Origin of the sequence: Pseudaminobacter salicylatoxidans (genome assembly GCF_003148475.1) — a bacterium.
In the GTDB taxonomy this organism is placed as follows: Bacteria; Pseudomonadota; Alphaproteobacteria; order Rhizobiales; family Rhizobiaceae; genus Pseudaminobacter; species Pseudaminobacter salicylatoxidans.
Genome location: NZ_QGGG01000010.1, coordinates 49,080 through 64,136, shown reverse-complemented (window position 1 = coordinate 64,136; position 15,057 = coordinate 49,080). Strand labels below are relative to the sequence as shown.

The 15,057-nt window shown below is 58.6% G+C and carries 27 protein-coding genes; 3 read left to right on the top strand and 24 right to left on the bottom strand.

All coding sequences use genetic code 11. The features are described from left to right. Positions 1–26: 26 nt before the first annotated feature. The 11 genes from C7441_RS14760 to C7441_RS24280 form a co-directional block, all read right to left on the bottom strand. Positions 27–206, bottom strand: coding sequence for a hypothetical protein (locus tag C7441_RS14760; protein WP_109613548.1), 180 nt, complete (start codon positions 204–206; stop codon positions 27–29). 309 nt (positions 207–515) lie between these two features. Further along, positions 516–869, bottom strand: a complete 354-nt coding sequence (locus C7441_RS14755; RefSeq protein WP_109613547.1) for a hypothetical protein — start codon at positions 867–869, stop codon at positions 516–518. Beyond that, a complete protein-coding gene (locus C7441_RS14750) occupies positions 866–1,972 on the bottom strand; it encodes a tyrosine-type recombinase/integrase (protein WP_109613546.1) in 1,107 nt (368 codons plus the stop codon). The genes C7441_RS14755 and C7441_RS14750 overlap by 4 nt, the downstream gene beginning before the upstream one ends. Positions 1,973–2,171: 199 nt before the next feature. Continuing rightward, positions 2,172–2,636 (bottom strand): hypothetical protein, encoded by a 465-nt coding sequence (locus C7441_RS14745; protein ID WP_210205659.1) that lies wholly within the window; start codon positions 2,634–2,636, stop codon positions 2,172–2,174. After that, positions 2,636–3,229: a hypothetical protein gene (locus tag C7441_RS14740; protein WP_146201495.1), complete on the bottom strand. Its 594-nt coding sequence runs from the start codon at positions 3,227–3,229 to the stop codon at positions 2,636–2,638. The genes C7441_RS14745 and C7441_RS14740 overlap by 1 nt, the downstream gene beginning before the upstream one ends. Beyond that, complete coding sequence (locus tag C7441_RS14735; RefSeq protein ID WP_109613543.1) at positions 3,226–3,597, bottom strand: hypothetical protein; 372 nt, start codon at positions 3,595–3,597, stop codon at positions 3,226–3,228. The genes C7441_RS14740 and C7441_RS14735 overlap by 4 nt, the downstream gene beginning before the upstream one ends. Next, positions 3,594–4,043 (bottom strand): hypothetical protein, encoded by a 450-nt coding sequence (locus C7441_RS14730; protein ID WP_109613542.1) that lies wholly within the window; start codon positions 4,041–4,043, stop codon positions 3,594–3,596. The genes C7441_RS14735 and C7441_RS14730 overlap by 4 nt, the downstream gene beginning before the upstream one ends. Beyond that, positions 4,040–4,300 carry a DUF4031 domain-containing protein gene (locus tag C7441_RS14725; protein WP_109613541.1) on the bottom strand — a complete coding sequence of 87 codons (261 nt, stop codon included), beginning with the start codon at positions 4,298–4,300 and terminating at the stop codon, positions 4,040–4,042. The genes C7441_RS14730 and C7441_RS14725 overlap by 4 nt, the downstream gene beginning before the upstream one ends. Beyond that, on the bottom strand, positions 4,297–4,743 hold the full coding sequence (locus C7441_RS14720) for an endonuclease domain-containing protein (protein ID WP_109613540.1): 447 nt from the start codon (positions 4,741–4,743) through the stop codon (positions 4,297–4,299). The genes C7441_RS14725 and C7441_RS14720 overlap by 4 nt, the downstream gene beginning before the upstream one ends. Next, entirely contained in the window at positions 4,740–5,270 is a 531-nt protein-coding gene (locus tag C7441_RS14715) for a hypothetical protein (protein ID WP_146201494.1), read from the bottom strand. The genes C7441_RS14720 and C7441_RS14715 overlap by 4 nt, the downstream gene beginning before the upstream one ends. Before the next feature lie 160 nt (positions 5,271–5,430). Continuing rightward, positions 5,431–5,781 (bottom strand): hypothetical protein, encoded by a 351-nt coding sequence (locus C7441_RS24280; RefSeq protein WP_210205658.1) that lies wholly within the window; start codon positions 5,779–5,781, stop codon positions 5,431–5,433. A 209-nt stretch (positions 5,782–5,990) separates the two neighbouring features. Here C7441_RS24280 and C7441_RS23800 point away from each other — a divergent pair, with 209 nt between their 5' ends. Further along, positions 5,991–6,593, top strand: coding sequence for a hypothetical protein (locus C7441_RS23800; protein ID WP_146201493.1), 603 nt, complete (start codon positions 5,991–5,993; stop codon positions 6,591–6,593). A 124-nt stretch (positions 6,594–6,717) separates the two neighbouring features. Here the strand turns inward: C7441_RS23800 and C7441_RS23795 are convergent, their stop codons facing one another. From C7441_RS23795 to C7441_RS14650, 13 genes are all read right to left on the bottom strand, one after another. After that, entirely contained in the window at positions 6,718–6,963 is a 246-nt protein-coding gene (locus C7441_RS23795) for a hypothetical protein (protein WP_146201492.1), read from the bottom strand. Beyond that, the gene (locus C7441_RS14700; protein ID WP_210205657.1) at positions 6,960–7,556 is read right to left on the bottom strand and encodes a hypothetical protein; all 597 of its coding nucleotides are present in this window, start codon (positions 7,554–7,556) and stop codon (positions 6,960–6,962) included. The genes C7441_RS23795 and C7441_RS14700 overlap by 4 nt, the downstream gene beginning before the upstream one ends. 20 nt (positions 7,557–7,576) lie before the next feature. After that, the gene (locus C7441_RS14695) at positions 7,577–8,578 is read right to left on the bottom strand and encodes a phage Gp37/Gp68 family protein (protein ID WP_109613536.1); all 1,002 of its coding nucleotides are present in this window, start codon (positions 8,576–8,578) and stop codon (positions 7,577–7,579) included. Between the two features lie 2 nt (positions 8,579–8,580). Beyond that, positions 8,581–8,859 carry a hypothetical protein gene (locus C7441_RS14690; protein WP_109613535.1) on the bottom strand — a complete coding sequence of 93 codons (279 nt, stop codon included), beginning with the start codon at positions 8,857–8,859 and terminating at the stop codon, positions 8,581–8,583. Between the two features lie 20 nt (positions 8,860–8,879). Next, a complete protein-coding gene (locus C7441_RS14685; RefSeq protein ID WP_109613534.1) occupies positions 8,880–9,395 on the bottom strand; it encodes a hypothetical protein in 516 nt (171 codons plus the stop codon). After that, positions 9,392–9,754, bottom strand: a complete 363-nt coding sequence (locus tag C7441_RS14680) for a hypothetical protein (protein ID WP_109613533.1) — start codon at positions 9,752–9,754, stop codon at positions 9,392–9,394. The genes C7441_RS14685 and C7441_RS14680 overlap by 4 nt, the downstream gene beginning before the upstream one ends. Continuing rightward, positions 9,751–9,993, bottom strand: a complete 243-nt coding sequence (locus C7441_RS23790) for a hypothetical protein (RefSeq protein ID WP_146201490.1) — start codon at positions 9,991–9,993, stop codon at positions 9,751–9,753. Before C7441_RS23790 ends, C7441_RS14680 begins: the two co-directional genes overlap by 4 nt. Next, a complete protein-coding gene (locus C7441_RS14675; protein ID WP_109613532.1) occupies positions 9,990–10,247 on the bottom strand; it encodes a hypothetical protein in 258 nt (85 codons plus the stop codon). The genes C7441_RS23790 and C7441_RS14675 overlap by 4 nt, the downstream gene beginning before the upstream one ends. Beyond that, positions 10,244–10,657: a hypothetical protein gene (locus C7441_RS14670; RefSeq protein ID WP_109613531.1), complete on the bottom strand. Its 414-nt coding sequence runs from the start codon at positions 10,655–10,657 to the stop codon at positions 10,244–10,246. The genes C7441_RS14675 and C7441_RS14670 overlap by 4 nt, the downstream gene beginning before the upstream one ends. A gap of 1 nt (position 10,658) precedes the next feature. After that, positions 10,659–11,321 carry a lambda exonuclease family protein gene (locus C7441_RS14665; RefSeq protein WP_109613530.1) on the bottom strand — a complete coding sequence of 221 codons (663 nt, stop codon included), beginning with the start codon at positions 11,319–11,321 and terminating at the stop codon, positions 10,659–10,661. Between the two features lie 2 nt (positions 11,322–11,323). Continuing rightward, positions 11,324–12,151, bottom strand: coding sequence for an ERF family protein (locus C7441_RS14660; RefSeq protein WP_109613529.1), 828 nt, complete (start codon positions 12,149–12,151; stop codon positions 11,324–11,326). Between the two features lie 11 nt (positions 12,152–12,162). Then, positions 12,163–13,206, bottom strand: a complete 1,044-nt coding sequence (locus C7441_RS14655; protein WP_146201489.1) for a hypothetical protein — start codon at positions 13,204–13,206, stop codon at positions 12,163–12,165. Positions 13,207–13,507: 301 nt separating this feature from the next. Next, positions 13,508–14,101: a helix-turn-helix domain-containing protein gene (locus C7441_RS14650; RefSeq protein WP_109613527.1), complete on the bottom strand. Its 594-nt coding sequence runs from the start codon at positions 14,099–14,101 to the stop codon at positions 13,508–13,510. 82 nt (positions 14,102–14,183) lie between these two features. On the opposite strand from C7441_RS14650, the gene C7441_RS24620 reads away from it, so the two are divergent. Together C7441_RS24620 and C7441_RS23785 are read left to right on the top strand one after the other, a co-directional pair. Beyond that, entirely contained in the window at positions 14,184–14,456 is a 273-nt protein-coding gene (locus tag C7441_RS24620) for a helix-turn-helix transcriptional regulator (protein WP_109613526.1), read from the top strand. Beyond that, entirely contained in the window at positions 14,431–14,997 is a 567-nt protein-coding gene (locus C7441_RS23785) for a hypothetical protein (RefSeq protein WP_146201488.1), read from the top strand. The genes C7441_RS24620 and C7441_RS23785 overlap by 26 nt, the downstream gene beginning before the upstream one ends. Positions 14,998–15,057: the final 60 nt, after the last annotated feature.

The following is a 15,057-nucleotide window of genomic DNA, read 5'->3' as shown; positions in this document are numbered from 1 at the left end:
ACCCCCGCCACCCCGGTGGATTCACGTTACGCTGGGTCATCCTTGCCGGCCGCCGCGATGCCATCCGGCCTTTCGTCGGCGGCGCCTGTGCGGCGCGAGCGCGCCTGCGCCTTGCGTTTCAGGAGATTTGCGCGCAGTTCCGCCGCCAGACGTGCCTTCCGTTGGTCCTGAGTGGTGGCATGCGTCTTGCTGTCTTTCGTGGTCATGGCGGCTGCCCGAACGAGTCCCCCTGTTCGATCGTGAATGAGCGAACGCAATACATAGCATTGTGGCTGCGCCATGTCCGCGTGAAAAACATTCACAATAAGCGTCGAACATAACTTGCACTCTCGGAATTCCTGTGGCAGAAGTCCGCCGCATTCGAGGCGCTGCCGTAGCTCAGTGGTAGAGCACTCCCTTGGTAAGGGAGTAACCGGAGTGGCACCAATCCATTTTCCCGAACAATTTCATGACGATAGCACATAGTCGCATTTCGACTGGTGTAAGGTCTCGTAACCAAAATAGCGCCTTTTCGGTTACCCGAAGAGGTTGATCACATGGCCAATCTTGCGGGCGCGCGCCTCTGCCATCTTCTCGAAGTGGTCGGGACCGCCCTTGATCCACTCCCTTTCCTCGGCTGCTTCTTCACGCGACACGCCGAAGGTCCAGCGATGGTGGCCGAAAGGATTTTCGATCGCCACAACGTACCCCTTTTCCATGCCGCAATAGAGACACCAGATCAGCCGCCCTTCGAATCCGAACGGCGCTGAAAGCTCCCGGTCGCATTCGGCGCAAAAGCAGCCGAAACCTTCGCCGCGCTCAACAGCAGCATGACCGCTATGCGCGAAGAACTCTGGCGCCGAGTGAACAATTTGAAGATGTGCGATCATCCGGCCCTCTTTCTCCCCTTCTTCCCAAAAACCTTGTCGATCACTCCTGAGCCAGACTCTTCGTGCGCGTAGTGATTGAGCAGCACTTGGGGATCGCTCCAGCGGCCTTTCTTCGCCGTCGTCACCACGTCGATGCGGTTCCTGACGATCATCTCTGTGGCGAAGCTGTGCCGGCCGGGCTGATGTGTGCCGAGGTATGGCAATTTCGCTTTTTCGCAGATCCGTTTGATGCCTTTGTAGACCGATCCGCGAGAGATGAAGCCGAATAGACGATTGTTCGGCTTCATGGCACCTCGACCGCTGTCACGCTTGCCAGATCGCTTGCGCGACCATGGTATGCGCTCTTCCCACTCGATCAACCTCTCCTGTCTCCATATCCGAAGTTGCTGGATCTCGTAGACCATTTCGATGGTGATATCGGCCTCGCCGTCTTCCCCGTTCTTCATGTCGCGGAAGATGACCCTTCTCTCGACCAGATCGACGTCGGCCGAATCGTCCTCCAACTTGAGCGCGTCGGAAATGCGCGCGCCGGTCTGGAACATAAACAGCATCAAGGCGCTCAGACGCGGATCATCGCTGTGCTTGCGGAAGGCGTCGATGTAGGATCGATCGACGGCGCGTTTCGGCGCCGCTTTCGAACGCCGGGAAATACGGTCTTTCTTGGAAAAGCCCTTGATTTTCACCTGCGGGCAGCGGCCGGCGTCGGCGCTCAGGTTGATCACCGCCTTTGCCGGCGTGATGACCTGGCGGTTCCACGTCAGATAGGTGGCTTCGGGATATAGATCGATTGCCGCGGCGCGGACCATTTCGCCGGTCATGTCGGAAATGCGCGTTCCGCGGAAATGGTCGAGGATCGGAAGGATGAATCGGTCCGACTTGCCGGCGTTCAGGTATGCCTCGACGGCTTCCTCGAACAAATATCGTGCCTTTGGGCCGAGATCTCGATCGCGTTTCGCTTCGTTTTCTCGGTTCAGGCGGATTTCGTGCGCTGCGTCTTCGTCAGTTTCTCCCGTACTCTCGTGTACGCGCTGCTCACCTTCGTAGGTCCTGACCGTCCCGGTGAGCCACCAGAACCTCCCTCGCTTGTAGACCGTGAGCGCCATGACGATTTACTCCATACAAACAACTCGTCGATCTGCCTGGGCGAAATGAGCACCTTTTTATCGACATGGTAGCAGAGGCCGGCCTTGATGGCCTTCTCTCGAAGGGTGCGGGCAGACATGCGGATACCGCGCGCGGCGAACTGCTCTGACCAGAACTGCGGTGGACGGGCGACGGTCAGAATCTCTGGCGGCTGATCGTTCATGCCGCCGGCCCCAGCAACAGCGGCGGCATCGGCTCACCAGCGTATGCCGAAGCGATCCGTGAACGAACATGATCGCCAACCGTGATGCCGTCTGGCATTTGGATATGAGCGAGAAAGGCATCCTCGAATGTCTCGATGCCAGCTTCGACCGATTCAAGCTTCGCCTTGATGCAAAGGAACAGCGCGCGCCACCGTGAGCGGCAGGCTTGCTCCCATGCGTCGAGCGCTTGCTTGTCTGATCTCGCCCATCGTCCAGACGGCGTTTCAGTGAACTCTTTCGACTGACGATTCGGAAGCGGCAGCTTGAAGACGACACGCCGCCCTGACATCTCGAAAGCGATCATAGCCGCCTCGCTCGTCTCGAACGAAGCAAAGCTTGATGCGCCGTAGCGCCTGAGCGTGTGCTTGATCTCGCCTTCGGTCTTGGAAACGGCAACCGACGTGTTTTTGGCGTAAGTCATCAGATGATCTCCTCAGCAGCAAACGCAATCGCTCGATCCCATAGCTCCGGCGGCAAGTCCTCCCATTCCTTTCGGTGTTCCAGGCGTACGCGAACTTTGTCGGCTCCGTCACAGGCAATTCGGTTGCCCAAGTCTTCGACGACATCGTTCGGATTGATTTCGACACGATCAGCGAGCGTCAGACATTCTTCGCAGACGACTTCACCTTCAACAACCTGACCGCCGCAATCCGGATGTGTCTCGCATCCGCATCGCTCGCAGCAATGGCCGAGATTGGCTTCGAACCAATCGGCAGGGCAGATGCTGTTGGGGTTGCGCCCGTCCCAGATGGGAACCCGCGTCACAAAATCAGGATCGAATGTAGGATCGTATTCCTCGTCGTAACCTTGATCCGCCACCCATTCAGCGAATGCTTCCTCGGCGCTCCTGGCAAAAAAGGTCTGCCAGTCATATTCGCCGGGTGTGCCGACCACGTAGGCGAGCAAGGACGGCGTTTCTGCTGCCGCTGGTATTGGGAGTGGTAAAGACGGCAGAAGCGCTCCAGCGGCCACGGACGAGGCGCCCAGCAGCAAATTACGGCGTAAGATGTTCATGAGGTCACTTCCTCGTCAATTGAAGGCTCCAACCCGACGACGCCAAGCGCGCGCCGGTCGTATGGCCACTCTGTGGTTGGTATGACGACCACGGCCTCATTGTCGGGGTGGTAGTGCTCGAGGGCGTAGGCAGCGGCGATCAGGCGATCGTCTGGTGTGACGCTGATGCTGATCGATCCCCCTTCAACCTTCTGACGTTCCTTGGCTGCATCATTCCCGGCAAGCACGATCGATTTCGCTTCAAGCATCTCGGCGAGCGAGACGCCTTCCAGCGTTCCGATCTGCTCGCGATCCTTCAGGCCCATTTTGAAAAAGGCGCGGTCATTGATGGCAGAGATGATCTCCTGGGCGCGCTCTGGGGTCATCATTTGATCTCCGTGATCATGTCGCGCGCCGCGGCGAATACCTCGCTGGGATAAAACAACCGGCGCGTCGGCCGCGGTTCGCCTTCGTCATCGATGTCAATGAAGTGCCAATGGACGAGCTGGCATAGCGCGCTCCAGGCGCATTCCTCGTCCCACTCTGGCTCGTAGTAGCCGCTGACGGCACCGACCATGATAGTGCCTTTCCGGGGATGCGACGGCGGGTGCATGTATATCCAGCCGCGACCGTCGGCCGCCGGATTCTTGATCTCGCCCTGGATGATCAGATCAGCATGGACCGAACGGCCGCGCTCGAAATGCTTCCGCGCAGTGATGTAGCAACCGTGGTAGTTGTCGTGCTTCGCTGAGCGAAACTGCTTCCTGTCATCGCCGAGGAGCGGCAGGAGCGGCGCGGCGCGCTTGGAAAGCTTTTTGAGAATGCGGAGGTTCATGCCGCTCGCCTCCGCGCCCGAATGATCCTGCCGATCTGCATCATGGAGACTTCAACGGCTCCTGCGGAAACCGCCAGCGCTCGCTTGGAAAGCGCAATGTCGAAATGCTCGTGCGCCGTACCGGCCTTCTGGAGCCACCTCCGGTCGACAGCGATCAGGTCTGCCATCGCCAGAAGCTCGGCGGTGGTGTCGGCGACCATGTGGCACATCTTCATTCGGCCGTAGGACGCGCGCATGTTGTCGACAAATACTGTCATGAGGCGTTGTCCTCCAGGTATGTCGCCAGCTTTCGCAGGATGGTTGGATCGTCTTTCGCGTGACCGAGAATCAAGTTGCAGTGGTGGCAAAGCCAGCCACGAAACGCATTGGAGATATGACAGTGATCGAAACAAATCTTCCCGCCGGCACCGCAAACATCGCAAGAGATTGGCTTTGGCCGTCCCGCTAATTCTGCCAATTTACGTTGTCTGCGCTTCGCGTATGAGCGTCGCGCCAAAGCGTTTGCCTTTTCCCGGACTTCCGGCCGATTCTTGTTGGCGGCGAACCACTTTTGATGTCGTTTCATCGCGCCCTTGGGATCCTCCTGTCGCTTTCTGCGCTCACGATCCCTTATCTTTTGGCGGTTCCGTTCACGATAGCGCTGAACAGCCTCTCGGTTTTTACGGCGACGGGCCTCTTGCGTGCATTCGCAGACTGTCATTTCTGCCCCGCCATCGTCTTCTCATGCGCTTCCATGTGCTCGGGCAAAGCTCTGCCGCGAGAATCGTCCTTCTCGATCTCAGCCCATGGATAGCCTTCGCGAACCATCTGCCGATCGAGGCGCTGGTCCTCTTCACGAATCCTCGCCGCTCGCGCTGGCGACCGCACGCTGCCATAGAGATGATTGTCAGGATTCCAGTCCTGTCCGCTGATCGCCTCAACAAGCTTTATGAGTTCGTGCTGCCAGCGCATGTGACGGACGTGGATGAAACGATGATACCGGCCGGCGCAGTCACCGCGGAACCACACGAACCAAGCGGTGTCTCCCATCGTGTCGCCTGCGCTGTTCTTGTAGCGCATGTCGGCGACCTCGATGCCGATGTCCTCGAAGGACGTGAATCGCCCGTCACCGGCGGCAGCTTCGCCCAGCCAGAGCAACCAGTGCTTCGATGGCTGGCGGTCGAGCTGGTGCCATTTGAAACCGACGGCTTTCAGCCATTCCTCGGTGATGGGGAGAGAATCGCTCATGACCGCCACCCCAACAGGTCATATACCTCGAACCAGCGCCATTTTGGATCGTGCCGCCGCTGAATCGCATGGTAGGGATTGTGGCCCAAGGACACCCACGGCCGATCGCGCACGATCTGGAAATGCCACTCGCCGAAGCGAATGTTGACGAGGCAGTTGCTCATAAGAGGCTCCCCTGCGAACCTGCAGGACGCGGCCGAGATGGCTTTGCATCCTGCGGCAGCATCCACTTCGCGGGCGGGACCGGGCCATCGCCCTTCGCGAAGGGCAGCAGCTCGCGCCAGTCGAAGAAGCCGAGCCGGCCACCGACCGGGATGAATTCGACCGAGCGCGCGTCGGCTACGACCAGCCCCTTCGGTCCGAAGAACCAAGGGCTGTCCATTTCGGTTACGATGTCGATGATCGTGGCGATGCCGACGATGCCGCCGCGATGCAGTTCTGCCGCCGGCGGGCAGGTGAAGCCGCAATGCTTGAACCATGCTGCCGCGTCCTCGTATTCGTCGCGTGTCATGCCGCTGGAGGCGTGGATCGCGAAAGGGCCGCGGAAGTGGAGACCGGGATTGCCTTTCCGCCAGGATCGGTTCTCAACAGGCTTCCAGCCGAGAGCGAGAGCTGTCGCCCAAGGTTGGCGAACTGACAATGCAAAGTGCGGTAGGTCGATCATGATGCCCGCCTTTCCTGCCGAAATGGCTGTTCAAGAGCGAGCTTCGCGAAGTGGGCATGAATCTTTTCGGTGACGATCTCGACTGCCGGCTGACCACCGTTGCCGAAAATTCCTTTGACGAGTTCATCGGCCGCTCCAACTGGACCGAGCGGGCCAAGCGAAGGGTGATCCTTCATCTGGTGTGGGCCACGATCCCAATTGTCGAAGACCCGTTTCTGGGCGATTGCCAGCGCCTTCTCCTTCGTCATCGAGACGAAAATCCGCATCCCGACCGGCGGGACGAAATTCGGTATGAACACGTCCTCTCCCCAATCGGCATGGCTCATGTTGCCTGCGCCCGACCGCTTTCCGATGCCGAATGGCGACACACCATCCCGGCTGTTCCAGATCCATTCGATTTCGCCACCGTCGTCGCTGACGTATTTCATGAGCGCGTAGGCTTCGCCGAACTGGCGGGTGAGAATGCGATCCTTCATGCCGCGTCCCTCAATCCAGCCGAATGCAAGAACTGGAGCCATGCCCATTCGAGACACTTCTTGGCTTCGACCTCACAGGTCGACTTGCCTCCGGTCGGGCGCGATGTCCCATTCAGCCAGAAGCGCCAGCGCCAGTGGATTTCTTTACCGGCAGGCGGGAATACGGCGCCGATTACCATCTGATCGGATACGGCGAGACGTCGCCCAGCCGGGCATTGTGGCGCTTTCCAGTGAATCATGTTCCCCTCGACTGCGATTGCCGGACACTAACAAGTAACCAAATTGGTTACAAGTGAATCCTGCAAACTTATGCCTTGATGTTGGTATGCTTGGTAACGATATCAGCGCCCCCGTCGGCCCGAGAGTCGATCTCGGTCATGCTGGCTGCTATCTCCTCAGCCTTCGCCAGCTTGATATCCTTCGCATTGCCGCATTTCGGGCAGGCGGATCGGGACATGACCTTCGCTGCCTGATCAAGCCGCATCGGGAGATAAACTACTGGCCATACATGACCGCAGTCACAGCGGCCGTAGACGGCGTTCCCGGTCTTCATGCCATGTTCTCCACTATCTTGGTTGGCAGTTCATCAAAACGTGCAATCGCCCATTGGATGGCATGGCAACTCCAGATGAACTGATACGAATACTCCTCGAGCTCGTGGTCCCAGAAATCGACGAATTCCTGATCGCTGATATGGCATTTCCAGTCGAGCGCCTGCCTCACCGCTTCGTTGGTGGTGCTTGCTCCGAGGATGCCAGTCCACTCGTCGGCAATCGCCTCCCATGATCGGGCGCGATCTTCATCGCTGCCGAAGGTCCACTGAGCGAAGTCGTGCTCCAGGGCGGCCTTGTAGAGATCATGGCTGAAGGTACGGTGTCCGCCGTGCCTGTCGTGAGCTGTCAGCTTCTCGGCCCAATAGCCCGAGTTGATCCGCTCACCGCGGAAGAACTCGAACATGTCACGCAGCCGGGCAAAGACGAAGCTGCCCATGTCCCCGCTGATGCAGAGATAGCCCGGCCAGGTCGTGATGTTGAAATGGTAGGTGAAACTGCCGGATTGACGGAACGACAGGTGGCGAAACACCCCGTCCGCGTGGTGCACCGTCATCTGGTGGTTGGTGATGTTTTTCAGAAATGTCGCCTTCATGGCATCTTCGTTATCCAAGGTCACGTTACCACCTTTGGCCTTGCATTGTGTTCAACGCCATCGAGGAGCCGGCCGGCGCGGTGCTTGCCGACCTTCTCGATTTCAATGAGGCCCATGCCGGGGAAATCTCGGTTCTTGTCGCAATCGGCCTTGTTGATCACCTTGCCGGCGAGCGTTAGGTGCAGCTTGCTGCCGTGATGTTCCCAGCCCTTCGCAATCCATTCTCCATTTTGCTTGTGGTGAAACGGCACCCCGGCGGCGGCGCAGCGATCGCGAATGGCCCGAAACCAGCTAGGATGCGACGGCCGCGCTTTGTGCATTCCCTGATCGGTTTCGCCGCCGGTAATGACCCAATCAATCGAGGGAACATCGGCGTGCCCGATCAAATCCATGGTGCGTGCCAGAATGGTCGGGGTCCACGGCATGAGCGGACCAAGCAGCGGTTCGCATGACAGGAAATTGAATGCGGGTTTCAGACGGTCGGTAGCATAGAGCAGGTGCGGCTCGTTGAGTTCGGCGCGCTCCTGGTCCTCGATTGTTGTTCCGATCGCGGCGTTGCGTGGCCATGCGGAGCGCTCGCGAGGAAGCGTTGAAGTCCATCGCGTGCCGTCCTCTTTCAACCGCTGAGCCTCCTCGTAGAGTCGGACGATCAACTGCGGCCGCTTCGTCAACAGCAGCCACGTGAGGTTCGGCGTTGCGCGGATCAGGTCGAATAGATCACGTCGCCATTCCACGGGCACCTGATTGTCGAAAACGTCTGCCAGCGATGAGCAGAAGACGAACGGGCGCTTGCCGCTTGCCGCTGCCTTCCGGTCCCACGCCTTTGGCTTCGACCAGTTGCCGGGGGAAGTCCGCACGCGCGTGCCGTTGCCCTTTCCAGGCGCGCCCCACTGGACGCGGCCATACCGCTTATCCATCAGGGCCTCGGCATAACAGCCGTCGCAAGCCGGCGAGACTTTGGTACAGCCGATCCACGGATTAAAGGTGGCGTCACACCATGAAATTGCGGTGATCTCACCCATGGCTATGCCGCCTTCTGTGCTTCGGCATCGGCTTCGACCTCGATGAAGCCCGAGACGACATACAGCACGTCGAACCGATAGCCGGGGTTGGACTTGGCGAGGATTCGCGCCTGTTCCTCGGCGGCTTCCTGACTGCCGTATTCATACGGCCACTGCGACGGGCGAATCCTGTTCGTGCCGTCGCCACGGCGGAAGACGAAAAACCCGCCGCCGATGACCTCGCCCTTCCGAGCCTTCCTCGGGTCTTTCAGCCACCCGCCGTTTTTGTTTATCCCTGTCATTTTCCTCTCCTGTGGTAGGGTTACGCTGCCATGCCCGCGTTTTTTGCGAGTTCCTTCCGGGTGACGCCGATCATTTTCGAAATGACGTCCAGTGTCCGATCCTTGCTTTCCTGAAAGGTCTTCCTATCCATCGCTCGGTAGGACTGGCTCTTGGCCGTGAATCGAGTGACGGTGCATTCGTGGACGACGATGACGGCAAACTCGTCGGTCGGCTCCATAAACGCAGCGACACGCACTGCATCTTCTGGCGTTTCCAGAACGACAGAATGGCTGTCGTGGTATCCTGCCTTGATCAATGCATAGTGCCGAAGATGTTCGGTCGAAGGGAACCGATCATGGTACTCGGGAAGCTGGAGCCAGCATTCTTTGATCTGAGCGAAATAGTGCCTGTGGCTCTCGCCGGATCGATCTGCGGCCTCAGTGAGGCGGTATGTTTCACCAATGACGTAGATCTCGTCGGCGCGCTTGGCCTGATGCGGATTTGCTGGAATGAAGCAATCGCCCATCCACTGGAACAGGATTGGGCTGGCGCTCATTGGAACAATCCCGGCAGCCAGCGGAGAAGCATGTTGAAAAGCATCCCGGCTGCAAACCAATGGCCCTTTGCCGCAACCGCTTCGACGATCCGAAGCTTCCTCGACTTGGGCTGTTCGGGCTCGACCTCAGGTTCCTTCTTCTCTGATTTCCCGAGATCCTTCCAATGTTCGATCGGCAGAACGTAGGCGCCGGCGCAAATATCGGCGATACGCTGTAAACGCTTGGCCGCCTCAAAAGGCCCTTCCAGTCTTGTCATGCGGCGGGCTGACGCCTCGATCAGTTCACTGCAGAACAACGTCGACGCTTGTTCCACCTGCGGATCAACTTGATTTCTGGCGCTGAAGAAACTGTCGGTCATGCCGCCTCCGTGAGGCTGGCAAGCATCAAAAATGATGCCCAGGCTCTATCCAGTGCGATCTTTGCAGCGAGTTCTGTCGGTTCCTGCCCTGTTGTTGCGCAGACTTTGCCGTTCACCCACAAGCGCCATCGCCATTTGTGCTCCAGGCCGAGTGGCGGAAACACAGCACCGACGTCGATGTGTCCAGACACAGCAACTCGTCGATCGCCATCGTAGGATGGAGTGCGCCACTTGATCATACCGTGCGCTCCACACCCGGCACGTCGCCGTTATAGGGAGCAAATCCACGGAACTGGATGCCGGTATGCAGCAATTCATCCCATCTTCCGTCGCTGTCGCGATAGATGATCCGCTTCTCCCCGTAGTAGGCGAGGCATTCGCTGACGACGCGCTCGGCATCGTTCGTGACACTGGGCAGGTCGTCACGGCAATTGTCGGTAATGAACACGAAACCGGGCGTCACGGCCCATTCGGAATAGGACGCGTGCTTCATCCGATCTTCCTCCTGCTCTGCATCGGGCGGCTGGGCCACTTTCGCTTGCGCTTGTTCTGGCCGGTCTTGCCCTCCAGTCGCCTGGTCTTCGCGATCTCAGGAACGTCCTGGCTCGCAGTCTTGTCGGCATGGGTCGCCTTGTTCAGCGCGACGATGTAGTTGAGGTCGCAGGAGGCAGGGACCGTATCCTGCGTTTCAGGGTCCCACCGCCGACGCTGCAAAGCTGGCGAATGGTCGAAGTCGACGCCTTCTTTGAGCGGGTTGAGACGCGCGCCGCCCGGCTCCCTTCCACTCTGCCTGACGATGATCTCAATCTTTTCCCTGGTGGTTAGCGCGCGCGGCCGCCAGCCTTCGGGCGGACCGAAGACCTTGGCGCCGTGATCTGGAGCTATGGCGACACGCGAAGCCATGTCAGCCAGCCAGCAATGTCTTGGCTATCGCAGGCGATTCCTCCTGCGGTACCGGCTCCGGCTCGTAAGCGCGGATTCGGTCGACCAAGGCTGCGAGTTCTTCGTTGAATATAGCCACGGCGCGCGACATCTCGGCGATGTAGGTTTCATCGCGATAGGCGCGCTTAATGAAGAACGGCATACCGGGCCAGTAGACCGCTATGTCGATCCATTCTCGTTCCGCGACCCACAGGGCACCCTGACACTGAGCCTTGTGCTCGGGCGGGAAAGTCCCCCGCTCGATGCACTCGATCACAAGATCCGGCAGCTTGGACTTGATCTCCAGCATGCCGTTCTGGCCAACCAGCGAATCCGGAGAGCAACCCTTTTCGCCGTTGCGGATGAAGCCGACCTGCTTGACCTCGGCGTTTGTCAGGAAGGCGTATAGTTTGCGGGCTTCCGGCTCCACGGCATGGCCGCGTTCCATGTGGGAATTGGTGTACCCTTCTGTCGGCTTGCCAGTGATGACTTCGCCGGCCAGCTGGCGCATGTATTTCGCGCGGGTCTTACTGGCGGCTCCGCCCACACCGGACGCCATGACGGTAGCAAACATGCTGGCTGTCGCAATGCCAACTCGGCAGGCGTACCATTCAGGCGTACCCTGATCACAATCGAAAACCTGCATGGTCAACGGTCCTGCCCTCCCGTCTGGTGATTACGATGGCCGTAGGTGCGCAGGTTCTGGACGGCATGATCGAACCGTGAGGCCGGCAGATCGGGGATGGCCTCGATGTCGTAGACCTCGCAGAACTTTGGGGTCCACGCGCCGACTTCCTCGATCAGTCTCTGGAGTTCCCTGACCTGTTCCTCGCTGATCGGGCCATCTCCAGCCCGTCCATTGGCGATGGCGTTCCCGTCGTTGTCATCGCCAGTCGAGATGTTGAACAACATGCAAAGCAGGTAACGGCGCCCATAAGTGGCTGTGCTGCCAAAGGCTTGCGTTCCGGTCTTGTTGACAGTCCCCTTCGCTCCGGCACCATCGACCGGGATGCCGGCAATGTCGCTCTCGACATGACCGCCCGAATGGCTGATCTGCCACTTGATCTGGAGTTCGCCCAACTCATTGTAGCCGCACGGCTGAAATGTGACGCCGAAACCATGCGCGTGAATGATCGGCATGGCCTGTTCTTCGATAGCGGCAAGGTCGGCATAGTTCGATTTTGTATGGGTATTCCGTTGGTTCCGCGTGACGACCGGCAGTTCTTTTTGGCAAGCCGACATGGCCGCGAAATAGGCATTGCGCGCAGCAATCGCTGCGTCTTCCCGAGCCTGCAGGCGAGCGCGATCCTGCGCCTCGTAGTACATCGCGAAGACCTTTTCGGCCCGTTCGACCGGGAGACTCGGGTCCATCACAAGGCGCGACAGGATGGAAACAACCGGGTTGTCGCTTTCGGCCGCAGGTCGGGGCGCTACGGCCCGGTTCTGCGGTTCCTGAATATCAAGAGCGGTGCTCATCGTGTCGGCTCCTAAAATTTCATTGTGACGTGCGGGATCTCACCGGCGATGATCGCCAGCACGATTTTCTTGGCCATGGGTTCGCCTGCGCCCTGCGCCATAAGTGCGGCCTTAGCCTCGCCCATGATCTTTCCTCGATGCTCTCGGTCGGCGGCGCGCTCCTGGTCCTCTCGGCGGCTGCGCTCCAGCGCCTCAAGACGCTCGCGTTCCTCTCGCTCGGCTTTTTCACGGACGGCCCTTGCTTCGGCCTCGGCGCGGTCGATAGCATCCTGCGCCTTGCGCCGCTCTTCCTCGCGGGCTCGCTCAGCCGCGGCTTCCTCGCGGGACTTCTGCTCCGCCTTTTCACGCTCCCGGCGTTCCTGTTCCAGGCGCTCATGTTTGGCGGCTTCGGCGGCGAGACGGTCTTTCTCCATCCGCTCGGATTCCAGACGATCGCGCTCGGCCTTTTCGGCGCGCAGTTTTTCCAGTTCGATCCGATCGGCTTCGGAACGCTGATGCGCCTCATAGGCGGCTTTCACCTTGTCGAGAGCGATCCGATGCGCCACGCGCGCCTGATCCTCAAACTCGCCAAGCTCCGAATTGATGACGATTTTCTCTTCGAGTTCACGAAGCAGGATCAGGAAAGGCTGGGGCTCGCCGCCGATGAAACCGTTGCCGCAATCCTCAATCGCCTTGAGGATCGACTTGCAGTATTCGACGCGCGCCTCTTCCTGTTTCTCCCAATTGGTGAGCGGCTTGCGCGCCTCATCGGCGAGCGCTTCCATATCCTCACGAACCTGCCGGCGCTTTGCATTGACCGCATTGATCTGCGCGCTCGCGTCTTCATTGAGCTTCTTGCCGGCAGCATCGATCGCGGTCTTCTTTTTCGTCACCGCATAGGCGCGTGAAGCGATTTCCTTGCGGCTGGCGGCAGTCGACAGATCCGGCTCAAATGCTTTGATCTCGGCGGTGAGTTGACCGAGGAAGCGTGCATAGAGGTCGTCATCGATCAGCAACGCTGATGGGTTCGTCTCGACGATCGACGCGATATCGGGACTTTCGATGTGTTTGTTCACTGGTCTATTGCGTCCTTCTGCGTTTCACGTGTAACCAAAATGGCACCTTTTAGCGCAAGCGAAAGCTCGCCTCGCACAGTGCCCGCTGTGGTAGGAATTGCCGGCCGAACAGGCGCTTGGGCAGGGGACGAGCCCGTTCGGCCGGAAACGCGCAGATACTCGATACTGGACAAACCGAAGGAATATGAGGGAACGCGGTTGCATCGGTTATTTCCTTCTACGCAAGAAGGAATGTAACCAAAATGGCGCTTAATGCAATAGGGGAACCGGTGTGGTTACAAAAGAGATGAAAAAAAATCCATCAGATTGTGGAAATCTTTAGCTTGGCGCGGCCAAGTATGCTGATTTCGTCAGCGCTGAAGGTTTCATCGGGTACTCCGGGCATGCCTGAGCGTGCAATGATCTCACCCGTCTTGGTAATGACAAGTAGTCGGAGCTGCGGTGAGCCGTTGAAGTCCACGCTGTAGATGCCAGGGTTAGTGGCGGTTCGTATCGAGGTATCAAGGATTACAAAGTCACCACGTTTTGCTACCTCGCCGGGTAGATCGGACTCGACGATCATGATTTCGAAGTGATCGTGTGAAATTCCAGGCAGGATGCGAGATAGCAAGGCTCTGTCGATCGACATAGCCGGCATATCGGGTTCTTTGAGTTGGCTTTCAGACACCTCGTGGATGTTGATCGCGCGTTCCTTGAGTTTCGAAATGTCGGCTTTGTACAAGTCGAACGGAGAGCAGCCAAGCGCGGTGGCTAACTTGCGCGCCCACTCCATCGTCAGCTTTCGCTGGTCTTTCTCAAGGCGCCCGATTTGCTGCTTTGTCGCACCCACACGCTTGCCGAGTTCCTCCTGCGTGAGGCCGGCATCGAGACGAAGGCTCTTGAGCATGTTCTTCATGCTTCGCCATTAGCTCAAAAATATCCACAGGGGAACCAGACTGGTTCTTGACAAGTAGCCAAATTGGTTACAAATCAGATCCATGGATATTGTTCATCCCCTGAAGATTTGGCGCAAGGCAAATGGCCTTTCGACCATTGAGGTTGGCAGACGTCTCGGCTGCACACGGCAAACTGTGTGCCGCTATGAGGCTGGAACCCGAATTCCTGAGCGTTCTGTGCTCGACCGGATCATTATCATGACTGGCGGTTCTGTGACCGCAAACGACTGGGTGGGAACCCAGGCGTCTCAGGTTCTGTCTGGTCAGAGCGCGGACAAGGAGGCTGCTGATGCTTCTTCGGCGAACGCAGACTGATCCGAGGTACGATCAACAAGTTTCCCCGGTGCGAGCGAAGCGCATCGACACGCTCAACAACTCCCCATCCCGCGAGGCCAAGCGGTTCCCAGCAGTCGTCAATGTCGTGCGTCATTCGCAGCCTCCTTGTCACGGCGGCGAAACTGGCACGGAATCTATCGGAGGTGTCCAACAGAACGTCCGAGATTCCCAACAAGCCGTTCCTTCTCCTGTTTTTCGTGAGGAACCGATGCAAAACATTGCGTACGAATTGCAACAAATGGTCTTTCAGGCTGCGGGTACGATCCACCCAGGAATGTCAATCAAGGCGCAGTTGAACGCCGCTTGCGACAATCTTGGCTATCCGCGCGGAAACTGGCGCGTGCGAGAAGCATGGTATGGCACCGCCGGCAACTGGCGCGGTGAAGCAATCTTCGACATGATCGGCCGCTACAATCGGCTCGTCCAGAAACGTGCTGCTGGGGGGCGCGGTAATATGGCTTTGCCGCCTGCAGCCAACGATCCTTTCACCAACCTTTGTACATCCGTGGAGACTACCTGATGAACGCGGCTTACGACGCCTATTCACCGCGCGTTCCATCGAAGGCGCAGAAAGCTGCAG

Bases quoted from the DNA above. Each gene is read 5' to 3' on its own strand.
- C7441_RS14760 (WP_109613548.1), bottom strand. From the start codon at position 206: ATGACCACGAAAGACAGCAAGACGCATGCCACCACTCAGGACCAACGG.
- C7441_RS14755 (WP_109613547.1), bottom strand. From the start codon at position 869: ATGATCGCACATCTTCAAATTGTTCACTCGGCGCCAGAGTTCTTCGCG.
- C7441_RS14750 (WP_109613546.1), bottom strand. From the start codon at position 1,972: ATGGCGCTCACGGTCTACAAGCGAGGGAGGTTCTGGTGGCTCACCGGG.
- C7441_RS14745 (WP_210205659.1), bottom strand. From the start codon at position 2,636: ATGACTTACGCCAAAAACACGTCGGTTGCCGTTTCCAAGACCGAAGGC.
- C7441_RS14740 (WP_146201495.1), bottom strand. From the start codon at position 3,229: ATGAACATCTTACGCCGTAATTTGCTGCTGGGCGCCTCGTCCGTGGCC.
- C7441_RS14735 (WP_109613543.1), bottom strand. From the start codon at position 3,597: ATGATGACCCCAGAGCGCGCCCAGGAGATCATCTCTGCCATCAATGAC.
- C7441_RS14730 (WP_109613542.1), bottom strand. From the start codon at position 4,043: ATGAACCTCCGCATTCTCAAAAAGCTTTCCAAGCGCGCCGCGCCGCTC.
- C7441_RS14725 (WP_109613541.1), bottom strand. From the start codon at position 4,300: ATGACAGTATTTGTCGACAACATGCGCGCGTCCTACGGCCGAATGAAG.
- C7441_RS14720 (WP_109613540.1), bottom strand. From the start codon at position 4,743: ATGACAGTCTGCGAATGCACGCAAGAGGCCCGTCGCCGTAAAAACCGA.
- C7441_RS14715 (WP_146201494.1), bottom strand. From the start codon at position 5,270: ATGAGCGATTCTCTCCCCATCACCGAGGAATGGCTGAAAGCCGTCGGT.
- C7441_RS24280 (WP_210205658.1), bottom strand. From the start codon at position 5,781: ATGACACGCGACGAATACGAGGACGCGGCAGCATGGTTCAAGCATTGC.
- C7441_RS23800 (WP_146201493.1), top strand. From the start codon at position 5,991: ATGAATCTTTTCGGTGACGATCTCGACTGCCGGCTGACCACCGTTGCC.
- C7441_RS23795 (WP_146201492.1), bottom strand. From the start codon at position 6,963: ATGAAGACCGGGAACGCCGTCTACGGCCGCTGTGACTGCGGTCATGTA.
- C7441_RS14700 (WP_210205657.1), bottom strand. From the start codon at position 7,556: ATGAAGGCGACATTTCTGAAAAACATCACCAACCACCAGATGACGGTG.
- C7441_RS14695 (WP_109613536.1), bottom strand. From the start codon at position 8,578: ATGGGTGAGATCACCGCAATTTCATGGTGTGACGCCACCTTTAATCCG.
- C7441_RS14690 (WP_109613535.1), bottom strand. From the start codon at position 8,859: ATGACAGGGATAAACAAAAACGGCGGGTGGCTGAAAGACCCGAGGAAG.
- C7441_RS14685 (WP_109613534.1), bottom strand. From the start codon at position 9,395: ATGAGCGCCAGCCCAATCCTGTTCCAGTGGATGGGCGATTGCTTCATT.
- C7441_RS14680 (WP_109613533.1), bottom strand. From the start codon at position 9,754: ATGACCGACAGTTTCTTCAGCGCCAGAAATCAAGTTGATCCGCAGGTG.
- C7441_RS23790 (WP_146201490.1), bottom strand. From the start codon at position 9,993: ATGATCAAGTGGCGCACTCCATCCTACGATGGCGATCGACGAGTTGCT.
- C7441_RS14675 (WP_109613532.1), bottom strand. From the start codon at position 10,247: ATGAAGCACGCGTCCTATTCCGAATGGGCCGTGACGCCCGGTTTCGTG.
- C7441_RS14670 (WP_109613531.1), bottom strand. From the start codon at position 10,657: ATGGCTTCGCGTGTCGCCATAGCTCCAGATCACGGCGCCAAGGTCTTC.
- C7441_RS14665 (WP_109613530.1), bottom strand. From the start codon at position 11,321: ATGCAGGTTTTCGATTGTGATCAGGGTACGCCTGAATGGTACGCCTGC.
- C7441_RS14660 (WP_109613529.1), bottom strand. From the start codon at position 12,151: ATGAGCACCGCTCTTGATATTCAGGAACCGCAGAACCGGGCCGTAGCG.
- C7441_RS14650 (WP_109613527.1), bottom strand. From the start codon at position 14,101: ATGAAGAACATGCTCAAGAGCCTTCGTCTCGATGCCGGCCTCACGCAG.
- C7441_RS24620 (WP_109613526.1), top strand. From the start codon at position 14,184: ATGGATATTGTTCATCCCCTGAAGATTTGGCGCAAGGCAAATGGCCTT.
- C7441_RS23785 (WP_146201488.1), top strand. From the start codon at position 14,431: ATGCTTCTTCGGCGAACGCAGACTGATCCGAGGTACGATCAACAAGTT.